Origin of the sequence: Streptomyces sp. NPDC048566, assembly GCF_043199735.1 — a bacterium.
Classification (GTDB): Bacteria; Actinomycetota; Actinomycetes; order Streptomycetales; family Streptomycetaceae; genus Streptomyces.
Window position 1 is genome coordinate 260,745 of the sequence record NZ_JBICWL010000004.1, and the last position, 24,106, is coordinate 284,850.

At 71.1% G+C, this 24,106-nt stretch carries 21 protein-coding genes and 2 tRNA genes; 14 read left to right on the top strand and 9 right to left on the bottom strand.

All coding sequences use genetic code 11. From position 1 onward, the window contains the following. Positions 1 to 57: 57 nt before the first annotated feature. Positions 58 to 130: transfer RNA gene (locus tag ACGFS9_RS10040), tRNA-Ala, on the top strand. Between the two features lie 600 nt (positions 131 to 730). On the opposite strand, the gene ACGFS9_RS10045 is transcribed toward ACGFS9_RS10040, so the two are convergent. Beyond that, on the bottom strand, positions 731 to 1,432 hold the full coding sequence (locus ACGFS9_RS10045) for a DUF5324 family protein (protein ID WP_393252099.1): 702 nt from the start codon (positions 1,430 to 1,432) through the stop codon (positions 731 to 733). Positions 1,433 to 1,824: 392 nt separating this feature from the next. Between ACGFS9_RS10045 and ACGFS9_RS10050 the strand changes: the two genes are divergently transcribed. Together ACGFS9_RS10050 and ACGFS9_RS10055 are read left to right on the top strand one after the other, a co-directional pair. Further along, on the top strand, positions 1,825 to 2,358 hold the full coding sequence (locus tag ACGFS9_RS10050) for a peptidylprolyl isomerase (protein ID WP_393251913.1): 534 nt from the start codon (positions 1,825 to 1,827) through the stop codon (positions 2,356 to 2,358). 212 nt (positions 2,359 to 2,570) lie between these two features. Further along, positions 2,571 to 3,479, top strand: a complete 909-nt coding sequence (locus ACGFS9_RS10055) for a rhomboid family intramembrane serine protease (protein WP_393251914.1) — start codon at positions 2,571 to 2,573, stop codon at positions 3,477 to 3,479. Positions 3,480 to 3,765: 286 nt separating this feature from the next. On the opposite strand, the gene crgA is transcribed toward ACGFS9_RS10055, so the two are convergent. Next, complete coding sequence (gene crgA, locus ACGFS9_RS10060; RefSeq protein WP_393251915.1) at positions 3,766 to 4,020, bottom strand: cell division protein CrgA; 255 nt, start codon at positions 4,018 to 4,020, stop codon at positions 3,766 to 3,768. A 142-nt stretch (positions 4,021 to 4,162) separates the two neighbouring features. Here crgA and ACGFS9_RS10065 point away from each other — a divergent pair, with 142 nt between their 5' ends. The 6 genes from ACGFS9_RS10065 to ACGFS9_RS10090 all read left to right on the top strand — a co-directional run bounded on the left by ACGFS9_RS10065 (position 4,163) and on the right by ACGFS9_RS10090 (position 8,802). After that, a complete protein-coding gene (locus ACGFS9_RS10065; protein WP_393251916.1) occupies positions 4,163 to 4,942 on the top strand; it encodes a DUF881 domain-containing protein in 780 nt (259 codons plus the stop codon). Positions 4,943 to 5,010: 68 nt separating this feature from the next. Further along, entirely contained in the window at positions 5,011 to 5,772 is a 762-nt protein-coding gene (locus ACGFS9_RS10070) for a class E sortase (protein WP_393252101.1), read from the top strand. A gap of 31 nt (positions 5,773 to 5,803) precedes the next feature. After that, positions 5,804 to 5,965, top strand: a complete 162-nt coding sequence (locus ACGFS9_RS10075) for a hypothetical protein (protein ID WP_393251918.1) — start codon at positions 5,804 to 5,806, stop codon at positions 5,963 to 5,965. After that, positions 5,962 to 6,600, top strand: a complete 639-nt coding sequence (locus ACGFS9_RS10080) for an aminodeoxychorismate/anthranilate synthase component II (protein ID WP_393251919.1) — start codon at positions 5,962 to 5,964, stop codon at positions 6,598 to 6,600. The genes ACGFS9_RS10075 and ACGFS9_RS10080 overlap by 4 nt, the downstream gene beginning before the upstream one ends. Then, positions 6,597 to 7,883: a class E sortase gene (locus tag ACGFS9_RS10085; protein ID WP_393251920.1), complete on the top strand. Its 1,287-nt coding sequence runs from the start codon at positions 6,597 to 6,599 to the stop codon at positions 7,881 to 7,883. Before ACGFS9_RS10080 ends, ACGFS9_RS10085 begins: the two co-directional genes overlap by 4 nt. Positions 7,884 to 8,031: 148 nt before the next feature. Then, positions 8,032 to 8,802, top strand: a complete 771-nt coding sequence (locus ACGFS9_RS10090; protein ID WP_393251922.1) for a class E sortase — start codon at positions 8,032 to 8,034, stop codon at positions 8,800 to 8,802. Between the two features lie 147 nt (positions 8,803 to 8,949). Here the strand turns inward: ACGFS9_RS10090 and pknB are convergent, their stop codons facing one another. From pknB to ACGFS9_RS10120, 6 genes are all read right to left on the bottom strand, one after another. Then, complete coding sequence (gene pknB / locus ACGFS9_RS10095; RefSeq protein WP_393251923.1) at positions 8,950 to 10,944, bottom strand: Stk1 family PASTA domain-containing Ser/Thr kinase; 1,995 nt, start codon at positions 10,942 to 10,944, stop codon at positions 8,950 to 8,952. Between the two features lie 170 nt (positions 10,945 to 11,114). Continuing rightward, positions 11,115 to 12,590 (bottom strand): peptidoglycan D,D-transpeptidase FtsI family protein, encoded by a 1,476-nt coding sequence (locus tag ACGFS9_RS10100; protein ID WP_393251925.1) that lies wholly within the window; start codon positions 12,588 to 12,590, stop codon positions 11,115 to 11,117. Further along, complete coding sequence (locus ACGFS9_RS10105) at positions 12,587 to 14,026, bottom strand: FtsW/RodA/SpoVE family cell cycle protein (protein ID WP_393251926.1); 1,440 nt, start codon at positions 14,024 to 14,026, stop codon at positions 12,587 to 12,589. The genes ACGFS9_RS10100 and ACGFS9_RS10105 overlap by 4 nt, the downstream gene beginning before the upstream one ends. A gap of 26 nt (positions 14,027 to 14,052) precedes the next feature. Beyond that, positions 14,053 to 15,576 carry a Stp1/IreP family PP2C-type Ser/Thr phosphatase gene (locus ACGFS9_RS10110; protein ID WP_393251928.1) on the bottom strand — a complete coding sequence of 508 codons (1,524 nt, stop codon included), beginning with the start codon at positions 15,574 to 15,576 and terminating at the stop codon, positions 14,053 to 14,055. Between the two features lie 128 nt (positions 15,577 to 15,704). Then, positions 15,705 to 16,232 (bottom strand): FHA domain-containing protein, encoded by a 528-nt coding sequence (locus ACGFS9_RS10115; protein WP_393251930.1) that lies wholly within the window; start codon positions 16,230 to 16,232, stop codon positions 15,705 to 15,707. 10 nt (positions 16,233 to 16,242) lie between these two features. Further along, positions 16,243 to 17,085, bottom strand: coding sequence for an FhaA domain-containing protein (locus tag ACGFS9_RS10120; protein WP_393251931.1), 843 nt, complete (start codon positions 17,083 to 17,085; stop codon positions 16,243 to 16,245). A 578-nt stretch (positions 17,086 to 17,663) separates the two neighbouring features. Here ACGFS9_RS10120 and ACGFS9_RS10125 point away from each other — a divergent pair. Next, a tRNA-Leu gene (locus ACGFS9_RS10125) sits at positions 17,664 to 17,747 on the top strand. A gap of 501 nt (positions 17,748 to 18,248) precedes the next feature. On the opposite strand, the gene ACGFS9_RS10130 is transcribed toward ACGFS9_RS10125, so the two are convergent. Next, on the bottom strand, positions 18,249 to 18,902 hold the full coding sequence (locus tag ACGFS9_RS10130) for an FMN-dependent NADH-azoreductase (protein ID WP_393251932.1): 654 nt from the start codon (positions 18,900 to 18,902) through the stop codon (positions 18,249 to 18,251). A 300-nt stretch (positions 18,903 to 19,202) separates the two neighbouring features. On the opposite strand from ACGFS9_RS10130, the gene ACGFS9_RS10135 reads away from it, so the two are divergent. The 4 genes from ACGFS9_RS10135 (at position 19,203) to ACGFS9_RS10150 (ending at position 23,309) form a co-directional block, all read left to right on the top strand. Then, complete coding sequence (locus tag ACGFS9_RS10135) at positions 19,203 to 19,598, top strand: winged helix-turn-helix transcriptional regulator (protein WP_393251933.1); 396 nt, start codon at positions 19,203 to 19,205, stop codon at positions 19,596 to 19,598. Positions 19,599 to 20,134: 536 nt separating this feature from the next. After that, the gene (locus ACGFS9_RS10140; RefSeq protein ID WP_393252103.1) at positions 20,135 to 21,556 is read left to right on the top strand and encodes a DUF2252 domain-containing protein; all 1,422 of its coding nucleotides are present in this window, start codon (positions 20,135 to 20,137) and stop codon (positions 21,554 to 21,556) included. Between the two features lie 148 nt (positions 21,557 to 21,704). Continuing rightward, positions 21,705 to 22,769 (top strand): hypothetical protein, encoded by a 1,065-nt coding sequence (locus ACGFS9_RS10145; RefSeq protein WP_393251935.1) that lies wholly within the window; start codon positions 21,705 to 21,707, stop codon positions 22,767 to 22,769. Positions 22,770 to 22,961: 192 nt separating this feature from the next. Further along, positions 22,962 to 23,309 carry a rhodanese-like domain-containing protein gene (locus ACGFS9_RS10150; protein WP_393251936.1) on the top strand — a complete coding sequence of 116 codons (348 nt, stop codon included), beginning with the start codon at positions 22,962 to 22,964 and terminating at the stop codon, positions 23,307 to 23,309. Positions 23,310 to 24,106 lie beyond the last annotated feature (797 nt).

Sequence of the window (24,106 nt, forward strand, 5' to 3'; positions counted from 1 at the left end):
TACTCTGGTCTCGGCGCCCGTCGGCAGGTGGTTCCTGTGGTCGGACGCTCCTCTTACGGGGCCTTAGCTCAGTTGGTAGAGCGCTGTCTTTGCATGGCAGATGTCAGGGGTTCGACTCCCCTAGGCTCCACATCCGGACCGGCCGGACGCCTTCAAGGCGTCGGCCGGTCCCCTGTGCGGCCGCCGCCCGTCGCGGTCCCCGCTCCGCCCGCCGACGGCTGATCGCCCGCCCTTGTCGCCCGGGTCGGCCGAGGCGGCCCGGCCCGCGCCGAAGAGTCCCCCGTCCCGGTGGGGCGGGCAGCCGACACGGAACGCAGGGGCCTGAGGAAAGCGGGGGGATCGGGAGACGCCCTGCGCTCGGGTTCTCGGGCCCGGCGGTTCGATCCCTTTGCATGCGTTGCACTTCTTTGCGCAAAGGGGTGGTGCCGGTGGGCTGCGCGGAGGCTCCGTGCGGGTGTCGAGGGGGCGGTGGCGCCGGCGGTTCCGGGAGAGCGCCCCCTGTGTGAGCTGGTGCGCAGGAGTTCGCGTAGTCGGGTGGGCGCAGCGTGTCAACGACATCTCCACGGATGCTGCACAGGAAGACCGTTGCAAACGTCACCGCGACCGGAGCGGGCGCAGTCGGCCCGGGCGGGCCTTCGCGCGCCCGGCGCATGTTCCACGTGAAACAACGCCGCGGGGCGGAAGACCCTCAGGTCTTCCGCCCCGCGGCGAGGAGATGCGTCGGTCGGTCTCAGCGCAGGTCGTCGCGCTCGGCCGCCTCTTCCTGGGCCTCCTTGACCTGCACCTCGGGGTCCAGGTCCGACTGGCCGCTGCCGTCGACCGAGGTCAGGCGGCCGGCCTCGGGAACCTCGGTCGCTGCCGGCGGCTCCACCAGCCAGTCGGGGTTGGCCTGCTTGTCCCACCACTTCCAGACGGCGAAGGCTCCGCCCACGACGATGCCCAGCACGGCCATTCCCTTGACGAGACGACCGGCCCGGGCCCGACGCTCGTGCTTGCGGACCAGTCGCTGGATCTCCTTGGGCGTGACCTGTCCGCGCAGCGCGGCGATGGCCGCGACGCCGCGGGCGGCGGCCTCCTCGCCGACCGGCTGGGCAGCCGCCACGGCCTGCTCGATCTTCGGCCGGGAGTAGACGGCGGCCTGCCGTGCCGCCTTCCGGGTGCGGAAGGCAGCCTCCTGCGCCGCATGGTCGACCTTGGGCGGAACGTGCGTCAGCGCTTGCTCAAGGCGCGGGGCGAGATGGGCGTCGTACTGCACGCGGGCCTGCTCGGCGGCCTGCGCCACCTTCGGTGCGAGCCGGACGCGAGCCTCGGTCGCGTAGTACGCGGCCCTGTCCTTGGCGGTGTCGGCGTAGGGCGCCACCACTTCCGCGGCGTGCAGCACGCTGTCCTTCGCCGAGCCGGTCGCGGCGCGCACGCTGTCGATGCGGGTCACGGGTTCCTCCTCCTCGGTGGCGTACGTCGGGGGTTCGGGTACCCCCAAAGACACACAGTTCACCTTTCCACCCCTAGGGGGATCATGCCCGCCCGACAGGGCCGCGGCATGCGAGGACGGGCATCCGGGTCACGGGCGCAGAGTCCCGGGGGTGGCGGATCCGCCTCGGCCGGTCAGGTGTCGATCACAGAGATAGCGGAAAAATTCGGGCAACGGGAGCTTGTGGTCGACAATGCCACGGATCGCCGTGCCCCGCCCCCGTCCCGGCGGTACTCGCTCCCGATTTCCTCGTCCCGTTGCCCGGATGGTCGCCCGGGGGTGGCGGACGGGCTCCGGGGGCCCCACGCCGTGCGAGGATCGGGCAGTCAAGAGAAGGCAACGGAAGGCAGATCGTGGCCGAGCAGCTTTACGCCACCCTGAAGACCAACCAAGGCGACATCGAGATCCGGCTCCTGCCGAACCACGCGCCCAAGACGGTCCGCAACTTCGTCGAGCTCGCCCAGGGAGAGCGTGAGTGGACCGACCCGGCGACGGGCAAGCCGTCCCGGGAGAAGCTGTACGACGGCACGGTCTTCCACCGGGTGATCAGCGGCTTCATGATCCAGGGCGGCGATCCTCTCGGCAACGGCACCGGCGGCCCCGGCTACCGGTTCGAGGACGAGTTCCACCCGGACCTCTCCTTCAACAAGCCCTACCTGCTCGCCATGGCCAACGCCGGTCCGGGGACCAACGGCTCGCAGTTCTTCATCACGGTCTCCCCGACGGCCTGGCTGACCCGCAAGCACACCATCTTCGGCGAGGTCACGGACGCGGCCAGCCAGAAGATCGTGGACACCATCGCCTCGGCGCAGACCAACCCGCGGACCGATCGTCCGGTCAACGACGTCGTCATCGAGTCGGTCGTCGTCGAGACCCGCGAAGGCTGAGGCGTCCGGACCCGGCTCCGCCGCACGCGCCCGACCGGACCCGCTCCCGCCGGTCCCGGGGGCCGTGCCGTGGATGCGACGGTCCCGGCAGGGCCGGTTCCCCCCGGGGAACCAAACGCCCCGTTCATCCGTAAGGATGGACGGGGCCGCGCGCTGCGTGCACGGACCGGTGTGAGCGCGGGCGAGCCGCCGTAGGAGATTGAGGGGACCCCATGGACCAGCCGCCCGGCAGCCCGCAGGGGCCGCGGGACCAGGGCTCGCAGGACGCCCACGCCCTGCCCACCTGCTATCGGCACCCGGACCGCGAGACCGGTATCCGCTGCACGCGGTGCGAGCGTCCGATCTGCCCCGAGTGCATGGTCAGCGCCTCCGTCGGCTTCCAGTGCCCGGACTGCATCCGCGGCGGATCGGGCACGGGTCATGCGCCGTCCGCCAACCAGCCCCGGACGCTCGCGGGCGGCACCATCGCCCGGGACCCGCGGCTGGTCACCAAGGTGCTGATCGGCCTGAACGTGGCCCTGTACGTGGTTCAGCAAGCGGCGGGCGACGCGTTCACCGACCGGTTCACCCTCTTCGGCCGCGCCTTCCTCGCAGGCGAGATCCAGGGGGTGGCCGAGGGCCAGTGGTACCGGATGCTGACGTCGATGTTCCTGCACGCCAGTCCGGTCCACATCATCTTCAACATGCTCAGCCTGTGGTGGCTCGGCGGTCCGCTGGAGGCGGCCCTCGGCCGCGCCCGCTACCTCGCGCTCTACTTCGTCTCGGGCCTGGCGGGCAGTGCCCTCTGCTATCTGCTCGCGGCGCCCAACCAGCCCTCGCTCGGCGCCTCCGGCGCGATCTTCGGCCTCTTCGGCGCGACGGCGGTCCTGATGCGCCGGCTCAACTACGACCTGCGTCCGATCATCGCGCTGCTGGTGATCAACCTGATCTTCACGTTCAACCCCGGCTTCAACATCGCCTGGCAGGCGCACATCGGCGGTCTGGTCGCCGGCGTGGTGGTCGGCTACGCGATGGTCCACGCCCCGCGCGAGCGACGGAACCTCGTCCAGTACGGGGTCTGCGCACTGCTGCTGCTGGTCGTCGTGGGAACGACGCTGCTCAGGACCGCTCAGCTCACCTGAGGACACCCCGACCTCAGGTGAGTGGCACTGTTGTCCACAGACGGTGGCGGATCTTGTGCAGGGTGTGGGGGAACAGCTGTGCCCCCTGTCATCGACCTGAGTTTCCGCAGGTCGGACAGGGGGCGAACAGGTTTCCGGATCGCGGTAGGTCAGTCACACCGGCGTCAACCATCGATGGGTTATCCACAGATCGTCTTTCTTTTCCACCTGTGGACAACTGCTGTGGATAACTCGGTGGAAAGGTGTGGGCAAAGCTGCCCGACTGCTCATCCGCGGGGTGAAGCGGTCACTTCCACTGCGTGGAGACACCGAATCCGGCCGCGATGAAGCCGAAGCCGACCACGATGTTCCAGTTGTCGAGCGCGTCGATCGGCAGGGAGCCGTCCGTCACATAGAAGACGACGATCCAGGCGAGACCGATGAGGAACATGGCCAGCATGACCGGGGCGACCCAGGTGTTGCTGGTCAGCTTGATGGCGGACGCCTGCTTCGCCGGGGGCGGCGTGTAGTCGGCCTTCTTGCGGATACGTGACTTCGGCACGAGGGTCTCTCCTGTCGATGCGCTGCGTGGCCGCGCAGGGAACTGGGGCGGGCTCCGGGGCAGCGTACAAGGGGACACTGAGCGCTCCCCCGGGCGTCCGTTAGCGTAGTGCTTCCGCGGCGCCTAAGGAGATAAGGGTACGTTGAGCAATTCCGCCGACTCCCCCGGGACGGGTTCCACTCCTCCGGGTAAGCGCCGTTTCCGGCCCGTACGCGTTCTCACGGCGGGCGTCTTCGCGCTGGCCGGGCTCATCTTCTTCACGAGCTTCGACACGGCCAAGGGGACGAACATCCGTACGGATGCCTCCCTGCTGAAACTCTCCGACCTCATTCAGGAGCGCAGCCACAAGAACGCGACGCTGGACGAGTCCAACGGCGCCCTGCGGGACGACGTGGACTCGCTCGCCGGCCGGGAGAACGGCAGCACCGAGGCCGAGGACGCCAAACTCGCCGCCCTGGAGCGGCACGCGGGCACCAAGACGCTCAAGGGCAGGGCCGTGACGGTCACCCTCGACGACGCCCCGCCGAACGCGACGGCCAAGCTGCCCGGCTATCCCGAGCCCCAGCCCGACTACCTCGTCATCCACCAGCAGGACCTCCAGGCGGTGGTGAACGCCCTCTGGCAGGGGGGTGCCGAGGGCATCAAGGTCATGGACCAGCGGCTGATCTCCACCAGTGCCGTGCGCTGCGTCGGCAACACCCTGATCCTCCAGGGCCGCGTCTACTCCCCTCCCTACAAGATCACCGCTATCGGTGACCCGACGAAGCTCAAGGACGCGCTCGCCGCCTCACCGGCGATCCAGAACTACCAGGTGTACGTCAACGTCTACGGACTCGGCTGGAAGGTCGAGGACGACGGGGCGGTGACGCTGCCCGGCTACTCGGGCACAGTGGATCTCCACTACGCGAAGCCCGTCGAGTAGCGCCGCCTCACCGCGGAGCGGCGGGCGAAGCCTGTCGAAGGAACTGCCACCGGGGGGACCGCGTGTCGGTGCGAGTGGTCGTCAGAACCGTCAGTGAGCTGTGCGTCACCGTGGGCACCGTGATCGTGCTCTTCGTGGTCTACCTGCTGTTCTGGACCGGGGTCGAGGCCGACAACGCGATGGACCATCAGATCGCCGTCCTCCGCGAGCGGTGGGCCCGGGAGGCGGCCACCCCCGACCGGACCGCGCCGGGGGACACCGCGGCCACCCCGCCCCCGTCCGGCTCCCCCGCGTCCCCGCCAGGCCCGGCCGGCTCCGGCGCCGCCGGGTCCGCCGTCCCGGAGGAGCCGGGGCCCTACGCCTACGGGAGGCCGTTCGCCGTCATGTACGTCCCACGACTCGGTTTCACGTGGAACAAGCCCGTCCTCGAAGGCACCGCCCCGGACGTCCTGGAGAACGGGCTGGGCCACTACCGCGGCACCGCCCAGCTCGGGCAGGAGGGGAACTTCTCCGTCGCCGGCCACCGGCGCACCCACGGCGACCCGTTCAAGGACTTTCCCCGGCTGCGGCGCGGGGACGCGGTGGTGCTGACCGACGGCACGACCTGGTTCACGTATCGGATCGACAAAGGCCCCTACAAAACCGTGCCCTCCGACATTGAGGTGATCGACCCCGTGCCACGTAAGTCGGGGTATACGCGCCCGGGGCGCTACCTGACGCTGACCACGTGCGATCCCGAGTGGGGCCACAGCCACCGCCTGATCCTCTGGGCCCACCTCGATTCCACGCAGCCCGTGGAGGCAGGGAAACCGGCGGCTCTGCGCCGTTAGTCTGTTGGCGTACGGCGACGGAAGGGACGGCATGTACGGCTGGATCTGGCGGCATCTGCCGGGGAGTGTCTGGGTGAGGGCCGTGGTCGCCCTCGTGCTCGTTCTGGCCGTGGTCTACGTGCTCTTCCAGTACGTCTTTCCCTGGGCCGAACCGCTGCTGCCCTTCAACGATGTGACGGTGGACAACCAGTGAGCACGCGCATCCTCGTCGTGGACAACTACGACAGCTTCGTCTTCAACCTGGTCCAGTACCTGTACCAGTTGGGCGCCGAATGCGAGGTGCTGCGCAACGACGAGGTGTCGACCGCGCACGCGCAGGACGGCTTCGACGGCGTTCTGCTGTCGCCGGGGCCGGGCGCTCCCGAGCAGGCCGGCGTCTGCGTCGACATGGTGCGTCACTGCGCCGCCACCGGTGTCCCCGTCTTCGGGGTCTGTCTCGGCATGCAGTCCATGCAGGTGGCCTACGGAGGAGTGGTCGGCCGGGCCCCCGAGCTGCTGCACGGCAAGACCTCGCTCGTGGAGCACCAGGGCCAGGGCGTCTTCGCCGGTCTGCCGTCGCCGTTCACCGCGACCCGCTACCACTCCCTGGCCGCCGAGCCGGAGACCGTCCCCGACGTGCTGGAGGTCACGGCCCGCACACACGACGGCATCGTGATGGGCCTGCGTCACCGGGACCTGCCGGTCGAGGGCGTGCAGTTCCACCCGGAGTCGGTGCTCACCGAGCACGGCCACCGGATGCTCGCCAACTGGCTCCAGGAGTGCGGGGACAAGGTCGCCGTGGCGAGGTCGGCGGGGCTCGCCCCGGTGGTGGGCAGGGCCACGGCGTGACCGCGCTGCGCCCCGAGCGCGACAGCTCCCCCTACGGCGGCGAGGCCGCGTACGGGGGCGCCGACGCGTTCGAGGGCGCGGGTACCGGCGGCTTCGGCCACCCGGGTTCCTTCCCTGCCGCGGCCGGCGGACCCGTCGACCCGCTCGCGGGTTCCGCGCCCGGTCAGGGCGGCCGGGGCCGGAACGAGGGACGCCCGCAGGGCCCGGGTCGGGGCGGAGACGCCCAGACCCGGACGTACGGCCAGGGCCGGGTCCAGGCCCCCGTGCACGGGCAGGCGGGCTTCGCGCCCGAGTGGTCGGCCGCGCCGCCGCCATCGGGCACGGCGCACACCATCCCGTCCGCTGCCGCGCCGTACGGGGAGACCGTCGCCGCCCTGCCGGTCGACGACGAGACCGTCGCGCTGCGACGCGCGGATCTGCCGGGGACCGGCGAGCGGGGTGAGGCGCCGTCCCCCGCTCCCGGCGGCCGGGCGGCCCGCCGCAAGGCGGCCAGGCGCCGCGGACGGCACGGAACCGCCCAGGGGGCACAGGAGTCCCAGGCGCCGGCTCGCGGGGCCGCTGAGGCCCCTCTGAGCCGGATGGAGGCCCGGCGGGCGGCACGGGCGCGCAAGCCCGGTGCGGCCGTCGTCCTCAGCAGGCTGGTCGGCGAGGTGTTCATCACCACCGGCGTGCTGATGCTGCTCTTCGTCACCTACCAGCTCTGGTGGTCCAACGTCCGGGCCCATCAGCAGGCGGGCAGCACCGCGCACCACCTCCAGCAGGACTGGGCGGACGGCAAGCGGAACCCGGGCACGTTCTCGCCGGGCCAGGGCTTCGCCATCCTGCACATCCCGAAGCTCGACGTCGTCGCGCCGATCGCCGAGGGCATCAGCAAGACCAAGGTGCTGGACCGCGGCATGGTCGGCCACTACGGCGAGGGCGACCTCAAGACGGCGATGCCCGACGCCAGGACGGGCAACTTCGCTCTGGCGGGGCACCGCAACACCCACGGTGAGCCGTTCCGCTACATCAACCGGCTCCAGCCGGGCGACGAGATCGTGGTGGAGACGCAGGACGACTACTACGTCTACACGATGACCTCGATCCTTCCGGTCACCAGCCCGAGCAACACCAGCGTGCTCGATCCGGTGCCCCGCGGATCGGGCTTCACGGGGCCCGGCCGCTACATCACACTGACCACCTGCACACCGGAGTTCACCAGCAAGTACCGGATGATCGTCTGGGGCAAGATGGTCGAGGACCGGCCACGCAGCAAGGGAAAACCGGACGCGCTGGTCGGGTGACGGCCCGGCCGGCTCGGACGACCGCACCGCGGGAGCGGCCACGGCACGCAGCGTGCGCGCCGTACGTCCGCGGAACAAGGGCGGGGACACGTACGCGCACCACGTACGTGAGGATCAGCGGGACAGAACACGACGGGGCGGATGAACAGTGGCAGCGAGAACCGACCACGACGAGCGCGCCGCATCGGACGCCCGGCCCCCCGCCGCCGGCGGCGGGGCCGCCAGGGGCGGCCGGCGCATGGGACGCGGTGCGATGGCGGTCAGCCTCCTCGGCGAACTCCTGATCACCACGGGGCTGGTGCTCGGACTCTTCGTCGTCTACTCGCTGTGGTGGACGAACGTCGTCGCCGACCGGGCCGCGCACCAGCAGGGCGACAAGGTCCGTGACGACTGGGCCCGGGGCCGCGGTCCCGGCGGTCCGGGCGCCCTGGACACCAAGGCCGGCATCGGCTTCCTGCACGTCCCGGCGATGAAGAACGGCGAGGTCCTCGTCGAGAAGGGCACGGCGACGAGCATCCTGAACGACGGGGTCGCCGGCTACTACACGGACCCGGTCAAGGCCACGCTCCCGACGGCCGGCAAGAACGGCAACTTCACGCTCGCCGCCCACCGGGACGGCCACGGCGCCAAGTTCCACAACATCGACAAGGTCCGCGAGGGCGACGCGATCGTCTTCGAGACCAAGGACAAGTGGTACGTCTACCGGGTCTTCGGCATCCTCCCGGAGACCTCGAAGTACAACGTCCAGGTCCTCGGGAAGATCCCCGAGCAGTCGGGGAAGACCAAGCCCGGGCACTACATCACGCTGACCACCTGCACGCCGGTGTACACCTCGCGCTACCGGTACGTGGTGTGGGGCGAGCTGGAGCGGGTGGACGAGGTCGACGGCGACCGGACGCCGCCGAAGGAACTGCGCTGACCCCTCGCCGCCCCCGGGCGCACGCGGGGGCGGTGGTGCCGGGGGACGGACCGGAGCGTGCCCACCCGGCGTGCGGAGAACACCCGAAGGGCCCGGTACTCCGCGGAGTACCGGGCCCTTCGGGTGTCCTGTCGGGCCGGCGACCTGCTAGTTGCCGCCGATGAACCCGCCGCCGCCGTTGTTGCCGCCGTTGTTGCCCCCGCCGCCCAGGTTGACGCTGGTGAGCGTGACGGTCGTGTTGTCGGGGCTGTCGACCGGGCTGTTGCCGTTCGGGTCCTGGCGGATGACCGTGGCGCCGTCGCTGCCGTCACTGCCCGGGGCGAACTGGATGTTGTTGAAGCCCGCCTGCTGAAGGATCTGCTTCGCTTCCTTCACCTTCTTGCCGACGACGCCCGGCACGGTGGCCTGCTGCTTGGCCTTGCCGATCTGGATCGTCACCTTCGATCCCGGGTCGACCTTGTCGCCGGCCGGCGGGGTGGTCGCGACGACCTTGCCGACCAGGTTCTGGTCGTCGGTCTCGACCTCGGTGCAGTCGCCCACGAGGTTGCTCGCCGTCATCTGCGCCTTGGCCTGGTCGCAGTTCTTGCCGGAGACGTCGGGGACCGTGGACTGCTTCTTCTCCCGGGCGACGGTCAGGGTGATCGTCGACCCCTTCTGCACCTCCGCGCCGAGTTCCGGGTCCTGCTCCAGGACGGTCCCGGCCTCCTCGGTGGACTCCTTCGACTTCGTCTTGACGTTGAACTCGTACTTGTCGCCTTCGAGGATGTCCTTGGCCTTCGCCAGCTGCTCGCCGGTGACGCTCGGAACGGCCACCTTCGGCGCTCCGGTCGACACGACCACGTCGATCGTGTCGCCCTTCTTCACCGTGGAGCCGACGGCCGGGTCCTGCTCGCAGACGTTGCCCTTGGGCTCCTTCTCGCACGGCTTGCGCGTGGGGGAGAGCTTCAGATCGCGGTTGTCCGCCATCTTCTGGGCGTCCTCGTACTTCTGGCTGACGAAGTTGGGCACCTCGAAGGACTTGTCGCTGCCCGCCCCGTTGCCCCCGACCAGGTACTTCCCGATCAGGATCGCGCCGATCAGCACGAGGACGCCGGCGACGACCAGGAGGATCGTCGAGGTGTTGTTCTTCTTCTGGCGACGGCGGTCCGGTCGGTCGTCGTAGCCGTAGCCGCCGTCGTCCGGGTTCATCGGCGGCAGCATCGAGGTGGGCTGCGCGTCCGAGGAGCGCAGGGCCGTGGTCGCCTGGTCGTCGCCGTACCCGCCGTAGCCGACGGACCCCATGGCGGCGGACGCCGCGACGGGCTGGCCGTCGAGACACGCCTCGATGTCCGCGCGCATCTCGTCGGCGGACTGGTAGCGGTAGTCCGGGTCCTTGACCAGGGCCTTCAGCACGATCGCGTCCATCTCGGGCGTGATCTCGGGGTCGAAGACCGACGGGGGCTGCGGCTCCTCGCGGACGTGCTGGTAGGCCACGGCCACCGGGGAGTCGCCCACGAACGGCGGGCGCACGGTGAGCAGCTCGTACAGCAGGCAGCCCGTGGAGTAGAGGTCGGAGCGGGCGTCGACCTGCTCCCCCTTGGCCTGCTCCGGGGAGAGGTACTGGGCGGTGCCGATGACCGCGGCCGTCTGCGTCATCGTCATGCCGGAGTCGCCCATGGCGCGGGCGATGCCGAAGTCCATGACCTTGACCTGGCCGTTCCGCGTCAGCATGACGTTGGCCGGCTTGATGTCACGGTGGACGATGCCCGCGCGGTGCGAGTACTCGAGCGCCTGGAGGATGCCGATGGTCATCTCCATCGACCGCTCGGGCAGCAGCCGGCGGCCGGAGTGCAGCAGTTCGCGCAGCGTGGACCCGTCGACGTACTCCATCACGATGTACGGGATGGAGGTGTTGTCGATGTAGTCCTCACCCGTGTCGTACACGGCGACGATCGCGGGATGGTTGAGCGAGGCGGCCGACTGGGCCTCCCGGCGGAACCGAGCCTGGAACGACGGGTCACGCGCGAGATCGGCCCGCAGCGTCTTCACCGCCACCGTGCGCCCGAGCCGGGTGTCATGCGCGAGGTAGACCTCCGCCATGCCACCACGGCCGAGCACGTGGCTCAGCTCGTACCGGCCGCCGAGGCGACGCGGCTCTTCCATAGCTACCTACCAGCCCTCTCCGTCGGTCCCGACCGCACCTGTGTGTGGTCCGGCGGTGTGCCGTCCGGGCATACCGTACCCGGATCGCCTTTCGTGACCTGGCCAAGACCGTCACCCGTGACAGGACCGGTATCGCAACGTGCACCGATGTGAAGGGGACGTGAGCGGGGTCACTTCTTGCTGTCGATGACTGCCTTCATCACGTCCCTTGCGATGGGAGCGGCGAGACCGCCGCCGGAGATGTCGTCACGGTTGGCGCTGCCGTCCTCGACGACCACGGCCACCGCCACCGGCGAGCTGCCGTCCGAGAGCTTGGCGTAGGAGATGAACCAGGCGTACGGCTTCTCGCTGTTGTCGACGCCGTGCTGGGCGGTACCCGTCTTGCCGCCGACCGTGTAGCCGGGGATCGCGGCCCGGGTTCCGGTACCGCCGGGCTTGATCACCGTCTCCATCATCGACTGGAGGACCTGGGCGTTCTTCTCGCTGAGCGGCTGGCTCAGCTTCTCGGGGTCCGTGTGCTCGATGACGTCGAGGTTGTGCGTGCTCAGCTCGCTGACCATGTACGGCTTCATCAGGGTGCCGTCGTTGGCGACCGCGGAGGCGACCATCGCCATCTGCAGCGGGGTGGCGGCGGTGTTGAACTGGCCGATGGAGGAGAGCGCGGTCTGCGACTTGTTCATGTCGTCGGAGAAGACCGACGAGCTGGAGCGGACCGGGGTGAACTGCTCGGAACCGAAGCCGAACTTCTCGGCCTGCTCCAGCATCTTGTCGTTGCCGAGGTCGGAGCCGATCTTGCCGAACACCGTGTTGCAGGACACCTGGAGCGCGGTGCGCAGGGTGGCGTTCTTGCAGGGCAGGTTGCCCTCGTTGGGCAGCTCGGTGGTGGTGCCCGGCATGGTCCACGGGTCGGGCGAGTCCGTCTTGGTGTCCGCGTCCGGGACGAGCCCGTTCTCCAGCGCCGCGGCGGCCGTGACGACCTTGAAGGTCGAACCCGGCGGATAGGTCTCGCGCAGCGCCCGGTTGAGCATCGGGTCGTCGGGGTTGTTGCTCTTCTGGAGCTTCTGCCACGCCTTGGAGTCGGTGCTCGTGGAGTTGCCGGCGAAGGTCGACGGGTCGTAGGACGGCGTGGAGGCCAGCGCCAGGATCGCGCCCGTCTTGGGGTCGATCGCGGCGACGGCGCCCTTCTTGTTCCCCAGCCCCTGGAAGGCGGCCTTCTGCGCGGCGCCGTTCAGGGTCGTGACGACGTTGCCGCCCTGCCGCTTCTTGCCCGTGATCATGTCGAGCGTGTTGCGGAAGAAGAGGCGGTCGTCGTTGCCGGTGAGGATGCCGTCGTCGATCTTCTCCAGCTGGTTGGCGCCGAAGGCCTGCGAGGCGTAGCCCGTGACCGGCGCCCACATCGCGCCGTCCTTGTAGGTGCGCTTGTACTCGTAGTCGCCCGTCTTGGCCTTCACGGAGCCGGTGATGGGGCGGCCGTCGACGATGATGTCGCCGCGCGGGGTGGCGTAGCGCTCGATGTTCACCCGGCGGTTGGCCGTGTCGGTGCGCAGCTCGTCCGCCTTGACGTACTGGAGCCAGTTGTCGCGGACGAGCAGGGCGAGGACGAGCAGCCCGCAGAAGATCGCGATCCGGCGCAGGGGCTTGTTCACGGTCGGACCACCTGGGTCATCTCGGCGTCGGGGTTGGGTGCGGGAGCGGGGGCGGGCCGGCGTGCGGTGTCGCTGATGCGGATCAGGATGCCGACGAGCGCCCAGTTGGCGATGACGGAGGAACCTCCGTACGCGAGGAAGGGCATCGTCATACCGGTCAGCGGGATCAGGCCCATCACACCGCCGGCGACCACGAAGACCTGGAGCGCGAAGGCTCCGGAGAGGCCGACCGCGAGGAGCTTGCCGAACGGGTCGCGGGCGGCGAGGGCCGTGCGGACACCGCGCTCGACGATCAGGCCGTACAGGACCAGGATCGCCATGACACCGGCGAGGCCCATCTCCTCGCCGAAGGTCGCGAGGATGAAGTCGGAGTTCGCGGCGAACCGGATGAGCTCGGAGTGGCCCTGGCCGAGGCCGGTGCCGAGGGTGCCGCCGGAACCGAACGCCCACAGGGCCTGCATGGCCTGCTCGGAGTGGACTCCGGGGGCGCCGGACTGGCTGAGCTTGTACTCGTGCATCGGGTCGAGCCACGCCTGGACGCGCTGCTGGACGTGGGGTTCGAAGGTGGCCACGCCGACCGCTCCCGCCGCGGACATCAGCAGACCGAAGACGATCCAGCTGGTCCGCTCGGTGGCGACGTACAGCATGACGACGAACATGCCGAAGAACAGCAGCGACGTACCGAGGTCGGTCTCGAACACCAGGATGAGGATCGAGATGAACCAGACGACCAGGATCGGGCCGAGGTCGCGGCCGCGCGGCAGGTAGAGCCCCATGAAGCGGCGGCTGGCGAGCGCGAGCGCGTCCCGCTTCACCATCAGGTAGCCGGCGAAGAAGATCGCCAGGACGATCTTCGCGAACTCACCGGGCTGGATGGAGAAGCTGCCGACGTGGATCCAGATCTTGGCGCCGTAGATGTTCGCGCCGAGGCCGGGGACCAGCGGCAGGAGCAGCAGCACCAGGGCGCCGACCATGGAGATGTAGGTGTAGCGCTGGAGGACGCGGTGGTCCTTCAGGAAGACCAGCACGACCACGAACAGTGCGATGCCGAGCGCGGTGTACATCAGCTGCCGGGGTGCGGCGGTGCCCGCCTGCTTGATCTGCTGGAGCAGTTTGGACTGGTCGAGGCGCCAGATGACGACCAGACCGAGCCCGTTGAGCAGGGTGGCCACCGGCAGCAGCAGCGGGTCGGCGTACGGCGCGAACTTGCGTACGACGATGTGGGCGACGGCGGCCAGCAGACCGAGGCCCAGGCCGTAGCTCAGCAGCCCGGCGGGCACCTGGTCGTCGATGGCGAGGCCCACGTTGGCGTAGGCGAACACCGGGATGACGACGGCGAACACCAGCAAGGCCAGTTCGGTGTTGCGTCGGCTCGGTGCGCCGATCGATCCGATCGTGGACGTGTGGTGCGTCGGCGTGTTCGTACTGCTGCTCATCGTGTGACAGGGCCCCTCACGGCTTCTTACTGCTTACCGCACAGCGAGACCAGCTTCTGCTCCTCGTCGGAGAGGCTGGGGCCGGGTGTGGGAGTGGGTGCGGTCGTGGACTGGGAGGACGACGGTGCCGGGCTCGACGAGGTCGGGCTCGGCGTGGACGTGGCCTTGGACGTCAGGGAGGTCTTCGTGGTTCCCGTGGTCTCGGTGGCGCTGGGCTTGGCGTTGCTGTCGGCGGCGCGGCGCTGCGCGTCCTTCTTGCACGCGGACGCCTGGACGGACAGCTCGTCGATCTTCGACCGCGCGTCCGTCAGGCCGCCCTCGGCGATGGTCTCCTCGACCTGCTTGCGCTGGTAGGGCGGCAGGTACTTGAGTTCGATCTCGGGGTGGTCCTTCTTCAGCTTCGAGAGCGAGACCCAGGCGAGGTCCTGGCTGATGCCCTGGTAGAGGGCGACGTGGTCGTCCTTGGTGCCGACGTAGTACTGGGTCTGCGTCCAGCGGTAACCGCCGTAGAGGCCACCGCCGATGACGGCCAGCGCCAGGACCGTGTAGAAGGATCGCTTCAGCCACCTGCGGCCCTTGCGCGGCTTGACGAAGTCCTCGTCGGTGTAGTCGCCGAAGCCGTCGGTGGGCACGTAGCCGGTGGTGTCGTTGCCGTCGGGCGGCCCGAACTCGCCGCCGCCCTGCCCGGGGACCTGCCGGCCGAGGCTGGAGGCGCGGCCCGCGGGGGTCTGCATGGCGCCGTTGTCGTGCAGCTGGTGCTGGTTCTCGGCGACCGCGCCGACCACGACCGGGGTGTCGGAGAGCTGGGCGGCCAGGGTGTCACCGGAGTCGATGTCGAGGACGTCGGCCACGATGACGGTGATGTTGTCCGGTCCGCCGCCGCGCAGCGCGAGCTGGATGAGCTCCTGGACGGTCTCCTGCGGGCCCTGGTAGCTGGCGAGGGTCTCCTCCATCGTCTGGTGGGAGACGACGCCGCTGAGGCCGTCGGAGCAGATCAAGTAGCGGTCGCCGGCGCGGACTTCGCGGATGGACAGGTCCGGTTCGACGTGGTCGCCACTGCCCAGCGCACGCATCAGCAGCGAGCGCTGCGGGTGGGTGGTGGCCTCCTCCTCGGTGATCCGCCCCTCGTCGACCAGGCGCTGCACCCAGGTGTGGTCCTGGGTGATCTGGGTGAGGACGCCGTCGCGCAGCAGGTAGGCCCGGGAGTCGCCGACGTGGACGAGGCCGAGTCGCTGGCCCGTCCACAGCAGGGCGGTGAGCGTGGTGCCCATGCCCTCCAGCTGCGGGTCCTCCTCGACCATGACCCGGAGCTGGTCGTTGGCGCGCTGCACGGCGGTGCCGAGCGAGGTGAGGATGTCGGACCCGGGCACGTCGTCGTCGAGCGCGACGATGGTGGAGATCACCTCGGAGCTGGCGACCTCGCCGGCGGCCTGGCCGCCCATCCCGTCGGCGATCGCGAGCAGCCGGGGCCCGGCGTAGCCGGAGTCCTCGTTGCCCTCGCGGATCATGCCTTTGTGCGATCCGGCGGCGAAGCGCAGTGACAGACTCATGCGCACCTCGCCCGTCGGCTCCGGGTACATCCGCACGGTGCCCACCCTCCGGTCGGGAGCGCGCCGGCGTCCACCACGTGGACCGCCGCCGCGTGCTCGCTCCGCTCGCGCTCATTCATGACGTGGCACTACTTCCGCAGCTCGATGACTGTCTTGCCGATGCGGATCGGCGCGCCCAGCGGAATGGGCGTCGGTGTCGTGAGCCGGTTCCGGTCGAGGTACGTGCCGTTCGTGGAGCCGAGGTCCTCGACGATCCACTGGCCGTCCCGGTCCGGGTAGATCCTGGCATGCCTGCTCGACGCGTAGTCGTCGTCCAGCACGATGGTGCTGTCGTGGGCACGGCCCAGGGTGATGGTCTGCCCCTGGAGGGCGACCGTCGTGCCCGTGAGGGTGCCCTCCGAGACCACCAGCTTGGACGGGGCGCCCCGACGCTGCCGGCCGCCGCCACCGCTGGGCGGCGGCTGCTGCTGGCGCTGCTGCGGGGGCGCGGCCTGACGCGCGGCGGCCTGAGGCCGCCCGGCCTCCCGGCGCGAGCCGCGCTGCGTGACGCGCGTTCCGAACAGGTCGCTGCGGATGACCTGCACGGCCACGATCACGAACAGCCACAGTACGGCCAGGAAACCCAGCCGCATGACCGTGAGGGTCAGCTCTGACATTGCCCCCGCTTCACCCTTCGGCTTGCCGGTAAATGATGGTGGTGCTGCCCACGACGATCCGCGAGCCGTCGCGGAGCGTAGCGCGGGTGGTGTGCTGCCCGTCCACCACGATGCCGTTGGTGGACCCGAGATCCTGGATCGTCGAGGGCGTTCCGGTCCGGATCTCACAGTGCCGGCGCGATACGCCGGGGTCGTCGATCCGCACGTCGGCTTCGGTGCTGCGGCCCAGCACCAGCGTCGAGCGGGAGATCTGATGGCGGGTGCCGTTGATCTCCACCCAGTGCCGCATACGGGCTCCACCCGCCGGTCCGGCGGGAGGCCGGGTCCCCGCGGACGCGGCGCCCGGCCGGCCGCCGGGCGGCGGCGCGGACGGCATGGGGGGAGCTGCCGCGGGCGGGTAGCCGTAGCCGCCCTGCGCCCCGCGGGGTGCCGCCGGGGCCGGGCCGGCGGGGGCCCGCTCCGGGGACTGCTGGTTGGCGGAGGAGGCGAGGGTGCGGCTGCGCACCCGGTACAGCCCGGTGTCGAGGTCGTCCGCCTTCTCCAGGTGGACCTTGATCGGTCCCATGAAGGTGTAGCGCTGCTGCTTGGCGTAGTCGCGGACCATGCCCGCGAGCTCGTCGCCCAGCTGGCCGGAGTACGGGCTGAGGCGCTCGAAGTCGGGCGTGCTCAGTTCGACGATGAAGTCGTTGGGGACGACCGTCCGGTCGCGGTTCCAGATCGTGGCGTTGTTGTCGCATTCGCGTTGCAGCGCGCCGGCGATCTCCACGGGCTGGACCTCGGACTTGAACACCTTGGCGAAGGTGCCGTTGACCAGACCTTCGAGACGCTGCTCGAACTTCTTCAGGACTCCCATGGGGCACCTCCTCCTGCGTAGCCGTCCTGGTACAGCTTGCTGTCGTCTGCCTGATCCTGCTGGCCTTGCTGGTACTGCTTACTGATCGTATCCACGCGTCGGGAAATCGGCTGGTTCCCCCTGTCGGCCCGGTCGACAGGTTGTCGACGCCTTCGGAAGTCCCCTCCGCACGTTCCCTGAGGGGGACCTCTTCGAACTCTTCCCGCTTCTGCTCCTGCCATGGATCGTAGAGGCGCCCCGCGACCAGTGTCCCGCACCTGACTGTGCGGCCCGTCCTGCTCCCGGAGAGATGCGCCTGACCGGTACGAGGTTGATACGTGAACCGGTTCTGTCCGAGACGGCTGAGGCGGAACGGTGTCCTTGTGACGGGCCGGGGCGGCGCCGTGAGCAGGGATGCGAGGGGTACGGGCCGCGCGCCGCACGGGAAGCGGGCCCGGCGGGCGTCGCACGTGGGGGCGGGAGAGGCGGGCGCCGGGGGCCGGGGAAAGGGATGTGAGGGCACCCCCGACAGCGTGCTAATCTTCTGGATGTCGGCAGGCGCTCGCACCACTCAGTGGGAGACGGACGACACACCCAATGCGCGGGTGGCGGAATAGGCAGACGCGCTGGATTCAGGTTCCAGTGCCCGAAAGGGCGTGGGGGTTCAACTCCCCCCTCGCGCACAGCGGAAAGCCCCGCAGGTCTTCGGACCTGCGGGGCTTTCGCGTTCTCCGGAGTCTTGCGACCGGGTCGCCGTGCTGCGGACGGCCCGCCGGTACCGGGCCGTCCGGCGTTCGCCGGGTGATGGACCGTCACCGCCGATCCGGCCCGGTGCCCCACAGGGGGCGGGAGGTGGCGCGGGCGAGGTGTGATGATGCTCTCAGATGCCCGGCAGCGTCCTTGCCGCTGCCGCTGCCGCTGCCGCTGCCGCCATCGCCGCGTCAGCCGTCGCCGCGGTCGTGCGGCTCCCGGTGAGCGGGCGCCGGTGGGTGGGGGAAGCGGCCGTGGGCCTGCGCGGGGCCCGGCGGGCGAGTGGAGGCGAAGCGGGCGCCGTGCCGCCGCGGGGCCGGCTCCTCAGCCACCTGCGGGCGCGCGACGCCGGTGCCGGCCGCCGGGGCGCCGCTGGGCCGGCCGGTCCCGGCCGTCGCCCGTCACGCCGCGGCAGCCGGTCCCGGCGCCAGGTCTCAGGCGGCGAGGCGCCGCGCGACGTCCTTCGCCTTGGTGGACGCGTCCTGGAGGGCCTTGTCGCGGGAGGCTTCGAACAGCGGGACCAGTTCGGTCATCGTCGGGTTGTTCGGGGCCATCGTGAGTTCCGGGACGATGAAGTCGACCTCCAGGCCGAGCATGTCGCCCAGGACGGCCTCCAGGTAGTTCTGCACGTACTCGTACCCCGCGCGGGGGGTGCCCGGCGCGTAGGAGCCGCCGCGACTGGCGACGACGGTCACCGGGGTGCCCTTGATCTTCGAGTCCTCGGCCATGGCGGTGCGGCCGATCAGCACCACCTGGTCGAGCCACGCCTTGAGGGTCGAGGGGATCGAGAAGTTGTACATCGGGGCGCCGATCAGGATCGCGTCCGCGTTCTCCACTTCCTCGATGAGCCGTACGCGCGCGGCGAAGGCCGCCGCCTGCTCCGGGCTGTGGGCGTCCGGCGCGGCGAATCCGGCGGTGTGCGCCTCCGCGGTGATGTGCGGGACGGGCTCGGCGGCGAGGTCGCGGTAGACGACCTCGCCCTCGGGGTGCTGCTCCTGCCAGGCCGTGCGGAACGCGTCGGTCACGGTGCGCGAGGCGGAAGCGGCGCCCGGGAGGACGGACGAGTCGATGTGCAGAAGGGTGGCCATGGTGATCTCCAAGGGGCAAGGGGGCGGGGTGGGGCGGGTGGAGCCCGCAGGCCCGTGGGTGGGCCGTGGGGCGGAGCCGGTGGGGCTCCCGGTGTCCGGACCGGGCGGCCGGTGAGGCCGGAAGCGGAAGCACTCCCGGACGGATCGGAGGGATCGGAGGGATCGGACGGCTCCGGGGCAGGGCGGCATCCGCGTACGGCGACGCGATGCCTCGGAGGGCTTCTCATTCGTACCTAACTAGAGATAACACAGCTACTTACTTTTTTTCATCCCCTTGTGGGGACGCAGTACGCTGGAGGCATGGCAGAACCGGGAAGCCACGACGCGGGGCCGTGCCGGAAGGTGGACGACGGCATGACGCGTGTCTTCGCGCTGCTCGGAAAGCGCTGGACGGGCCTGGTGGTCGCGGTGCTGATGCAACACCCGGTCCACTTCGCCGAGTTGCGCCGCGCGATCCCCGGCATCAGCGAGCGGATGCTCTCCGACCGGCTCACCGAACTCGCCGTGGCCGGACTCGTCGTGCGCGAGGTCAGCGAGGGGCCCCCGCTGCGGGTCGCCTACCGGCTGACGGAGGCCGGCGCGGCGCTGGAGCCCGCGCTCAAGGAACTGGGCACCTGGGCGGAGACGTATCTGCCCGGCGACGGCCCCTGTCGCGGGGGAGCCGCGGAAGCCGGCCGGAGCCTGACCGGCCCGTGACGCCGTCCGTTCCGGATCTCACCGACGCCTCCGACCGCGCCTCCGACCGCGCCTCCGGCTTCCGTCCCGCCTGCGGCTGTCTGACCCAGGGCGCCCCCGCACGTCGATCTCGGGCACCCCGCACGTCTGTGCCGGTGGCCGCGATGCCTTCCGATGCCGTGCCGAGCGGGGTACGGGAGGTCCCGGCAGGGGGTCCGGTGCGTTCGGGACCGACACCCGCGACGGCCGACGGAGCGGGCCGCGGAGTTTTCCACAGGGTCTGACGCGTTCTGCCGACCGGCTGTACGGTCGGCACGAGTTGATGTTCGTGCGCGGGGGAGGCGGTCGTGGTGGCCGAGGTCGGTACAGCAGGAGCGGAGCGGCAGGCCGAGCAGGACGGGCGACCCGGAGTCGTTCCGCCCGCCGGGCTTACGGTGCGGTCCGCCGAATCCGCGGAGCGGGACGGCGGCGGGCGGTCCGACGAGATCGGTGCCTCTTCGGAGGGGGAGCCCTCGCCGGGCATGCCCTCGATCGAGGAGGCACCGTTGGCCGAGGTGATGTCCGCCGCCGAGCGCCCGGAGGACGAGGCGTACGGCAGCCGCGGCTTCGGCGTCCCGGGGTTCGCGGCCTGGCCGGTGAAGGCGTCGGCCAAGGCCGAGGGGAAGGCGCTGCGCGAGCGGGTGCCGCGTTCCGCGCACGCCGAGCTGACGACGGACGACGGCCGGCCCGGCGCCGTGTCCGCGGTCGAGGAGTCCAACCGCGGCCGCCTCGCCGGACTCACCCCGATACGGGTCGGCAGGATGGCCGCCACCCCCTTCGCCTTCCTGCGCGGATCCGCCGGCCTGATGGCGTACGACCTGGCCCGCACGCCCATGACCGGGATCTCCGCGCAGATCTGCGGTGACGCCCACGCGGCGAACTTCGGCCTCTACGGCGACGCGCGCGGCAGGCTCGTCATCGACCTGAACGACTTCGACGAGACCGTGCACGGCCCCTGGGAATGGGACCTCAAGCGGCTCGCCACCTCGCTCGTGCTGGCCGGGCGGGAGGCGGGCGCCGACGAGGACACCTGCCGCGCAGCCGCCCACGACACCGTGGGCGCGTATCGCCGGACCATGCGGCTGCTGGCGAAGATGCCGGTGCTCGACGCCTGGAACGCCATCGCGGACGAGGAACTGGTCTCCCACGCCGACGCCCACGATCTGCTCGGCACCCTGGAGCGCGTCTCGGAGAAGGCGCGGGCCAACACCAGCGGCCGGTTCGCCGCCAAGTCGACGGAGGCCGCGGAGGGGGGCGGGCGCCGCTTCGTGGACGCTCCGCCGGTGCTGCGGCGGGTGCCCGACGCCGAGGCGGCGGCGGTCGCCGCGTCCCTCGAGCACTACCTGACCACCCTGCCGGAGGACCGTCTGCCGCTCCTCGCCCGCCACGCGGTGCAGGACGTCGCCTTCCGCGTCGTCGGCACGGGCAGCGTCGGCACCCGCTCGTACGCCGTGCTGCTGCTCGACCACCGGGGCGAGGCGCTCGTGCTCCAGGTGAAGGAGGCCAGGCCCTCGGTGCTGCTGCCGCATCTGGCGACGGCCGGTCTCCGGGCGCCCCAGGTCGCGCACGAGGGGCGGCGCGTCGTCCTCGGCCAGAAGCGGATGCAGGTCGTCAGCGACATCCTGCTCGGCTGGACCACGGTCGAGGGACGGGCCTTCCAGGTGCGCCAGTTCCGCAACCGCAAGGGAAGCGTGGACCCCGCCGCGCTCGCCGCCGACCAGATGGACGACTACGGCCGCATGACCGGTGCTCTGCTGGCGCGTGCCCACAGCCACAGCGTCGATCCGCGCCTCGTGGCCGGCTACTGCGGGAAGAACGAGGAGCTGGACGAGGCCGTCGCCTCGTTCGCCGTCGCCTACGCCGATCGCACCGAGGCGGACCACGCGGCTCTGGTGGAGGCCGTCAGAGCCGGTCGGATCGCCTGTGAAGCGGGGGTGTGACCCGCCGGGGCCGCCCGGTGGCCGGTGGCCGTGACGCAGGCGGGAGGATCGGGTCGGTCGGGGTCGCCGGGGTCGCCGCGGCCGGTCGGGTGGACGGACAGGCGGGGAAGACCGTGAGCGGCGGGGGAGCGTGGCCTACGCTGGTCGGGTGACGACCCCGGAAGCCGACCAGAGCCAGTCCGAGCCCACCATCGAGGAGGGCCGGACACCCGCCGGCGCCCCGAACGGCGCTCCGCGGGGCGGGGCCTCCCCCGACGCGGGCGGAGGCGGCGACCTGTCGGGCGAGGCGGCCATCGGGGAGACCGATGGCGGCACCGGGTCCGCCTCCGGGACCGCGGCTGCGGGGTCCGCGGCCGAGGGGCCTGCGGACGACGCCGACGGACGGGACGGGAGCCCGGCCGGCGCCCCCGCGGCCGGCCGCGACCAGGACGACCGGCCCGAAGCGCGGCTCGAACGGGCGGTCCGGACCGCCGAGCAGGCGTTGATCGAGTACGAGATCGCCGTCGAGACCTTCCGCGTCGAGGTCGACAACTTCTCCCGGCTGCACCATCAGAAGCTCGGCCCGATGTACGCGCGGCTCGACGAGCTGGACGCGCAGATCGCCGAGGCCCGTGCGGCCCGCACCGGTGACGCGGAGGACCTCCGCAAGGCGGAGGAGGCCCGTGCGCGGGTCATGCCCATGCCCGGTGTCGAGGAGCTGCTGCACGGCTGGATGGACTCGGAGGGGCTGTTCCCCGAGGCCGTGGCGATGCTGACCGAGCAGCCCGTGCGGCCCCCGCAGCGGGTGCGCCCCAGTGAGGAGGCCCGCAAGCTCTTCCGCGAGCTGGTGCGCAAGGCCCACCCGGACCTGGCCCAGGACGAGGAGGAGCGCAAGCGGCGGGACGAGTTCATCGCCCGGGTGAACGCCGCGTACGCCCGGGGCGACGAGGCCCTGCTGCGCGAGCTGGCCGAGGAGTGGGCCGCCGGTCCCGCGCCCGAGGCGTGGAGGCCGAGCCGCAGTGAGGAGCTCTACGCCCGGCTCGAATGGCTGGCCCAGCGCAAGGAGATGCTCACCCTCGTCGCCCGCGAACTGGAGGAGAGCGCCATCGGCGCCATGCTCAAGCTGGCTCCGGAGGACCCGGACCGCCTGCTGGAGGAGATCGCCGAACAGCTCCTGACCCAGGTCGGCGAGCGGGAGAACGAACTGGCCGAGCTGATCGCCGGGACCCCGTGAGCCGTTGAGCCCGTGAGCCGGTGAGGTCCGGCCTACCCATGGCCGGCAACCGGACCGTCGCCCGGATGTGACGGGCGGAGCGGCCTACGGCGTCCCGTCCGGTCGCCGTGCCGCGGGTGGTGTGCGGCGGTGGGTCCGCGGGCCCGAGCGGTGTGTGCCGTGTCCTCGGCCCGGTCGGGTAGCGTCGGCGTCATGAGTTTCGGAGCTGGTGTGCCCACCGTCGGGGTCGACGACCTCGCTGTCGACGACTTCCTGCTGGACGTCCGGGAGGACGACGAGTGGGAGGCGGGTCATGCCGAGGGGGCACTGCACATCCCCATGAGCGGGTTCGTGGCGCGCTACGGCGAACTGACCGACGCCGCGCCGCGGGACGGCCGGGTCAACGTGATCTGCCGCTCCGGCGGCCGTTCCGCCCAGGTCACCCAGTACCTGGTGCAGCAGGGCATCGACGCGGTGAACGTCGACGGTGGCATGCACAGCTGGGAGGCGGCGGGCCGCCCGGTCGTCAACGCCAAGGGCGAGTCCGGCTTCGTGCTGTAGACACCGGGCCCGCGGCCCGGCCGCGCAATGGACGTGCCGGAGGCCGGAGACATCCGGCGGCACAACCGGCGTGCGGGAGACCGGAGGCACTCGGCCGCGGCCGGGCGGCGCAATGGACGTGCCTGAGGCCGGAGACGCCTGGCGGCACAACCGGCGTGCTTGAGGCCGGAGACACCCGGTCGGGGCCGGGCTGCGCAATGGACGTGCTTGAGGCCGGAGACACTCGGCCGCGCACGCGGCGTGCCTGGGGCCGGAGACGCCCGGTGGCGCACCCGGCGTGCGGGAGACCGGAGGCACCGCACCCCGCCGCGCACCCGGCGCGCGGGAGACCGGAGGCACCCGGTCGCGGCCCGACCGCGCAATGGAGGTGCCGGAGGCCGGAGACGCCCGGTGGCACACCCGGCGTGGGGGAGACCGGAGGCACTCGGCCGCGGCCGGGCGGCGCAACGGGCGTGCTTGAGGCCGGAGACACTCGGCCGCGCACGCGGCGTGCCTGGGGCCGGAGACACTCGGCCGCGCACGCGGCGTGCCTGGGGCCGGAGACACTCGGCCGCGCACTCGGCGTGCCTGGGGCCGGAGACACTCGGCCGTGCAAGGGACGTGCCGGAGACCAGGCATCGAGGGTTGCCGGGGCACCTCCTCCGGAGGGCCGGGCGTCGAGGGGCCGGGCGGTCAGCCCTCCGGAGGCAGCGAGCCAGCCCGCTGGGCACGGTGCCGCCTCTGCCGGATCGCGCGGGGATCGTGGCCACCGGCGGTTGGGAGCGCCCGGGGGTGGGCGAGGCGCGCACCCCCGGCAG

Excerpts from the sequence above, each read along its gene's own strand:
- ACGFS9_RS10055 (WP_393251914.1), top strand. The coding sequence starts at position 2,571 with ATGGACCAGCCGCCCGGCAGCCCGCAGGGGCCGCGGGACCAGGGCTCG.
- ACGFS9_RS10075 (WP_393251918.1), top strand. The coding sequence starts at position 5,804 with ATGTACGGCTGGATCTGGCGGCATCTGCCGGGGAGTGTCTGGGTGAGG.
- pknB (WP_393251923.1), bottom strand. The coding sequence starts at position 10,944 with ATGGAAGAGCCGCGTCGCCTCGGCGGCCGGTACGAGCTGAGCCACGTG.
- ACGFS9_RS10105 (WP_393251926.1), bottom strand. The coding sequence starts at position 14,026 with ATGAGCAGCAGTACGAACACGCCGACGCACCACACGTCCACGATCGGA.
- ACGFS9_RS10110 (WP_393251928.1), bottom strand. The coding sequence starts at position 15,576 with ATGAGTCTGTCACTGCGCTTCGCCGCCGGATCGCACAAAGGCATGATC.
- ACGFS9_RS10115 (WP_393251930.1), bottom strand. The coding sequence starts at position 16,232 with ATGTCAGAGCTGACCCTCACGGTCATGCGGCTGGGTTTCCTGGCCGTA.
- ACGFS9_RS10120 (WP_393251931.1), bottom strand. The coding sequence starts at position 17,085 with ATGGGAGTCCTGAAGAAGTTCGAGCAGCGTCTCGAAGGTCTGGTCAAC.
- ACGFS9_RS10130 (WP_393251932.1), bottom strand. The coding sequence starts at position 18,902 with ATGGCCACCCTTCTGCACATCGACTCGTCCGTCCTCCCGGGCGCCGCT.
- ACGFS9_RS10135 (WP_393251933.1), top strand. The coding sequence starts at position 19,203 with ATGGCAGAACCGGGAAGCCACGACGCGGGGCCGTGCCGGAAGGTGGAC.
- ACGFS9_RS10140 (WP_393252103.1), top strand. The coding sequence starts at position 20,135 with ATGTCCGCCGCCGAGCGCCCGGAGGACGAGGCGTACGGCAGCCGCGGC.
- ACGFS9_RS10150 (WP_393251936.1), top strand. The coding sequence starts at position 22,962 with ATGAGTTTCGGAGCTGGTGTGCCCACCGTCGGGGTCGACGACCTCGCT.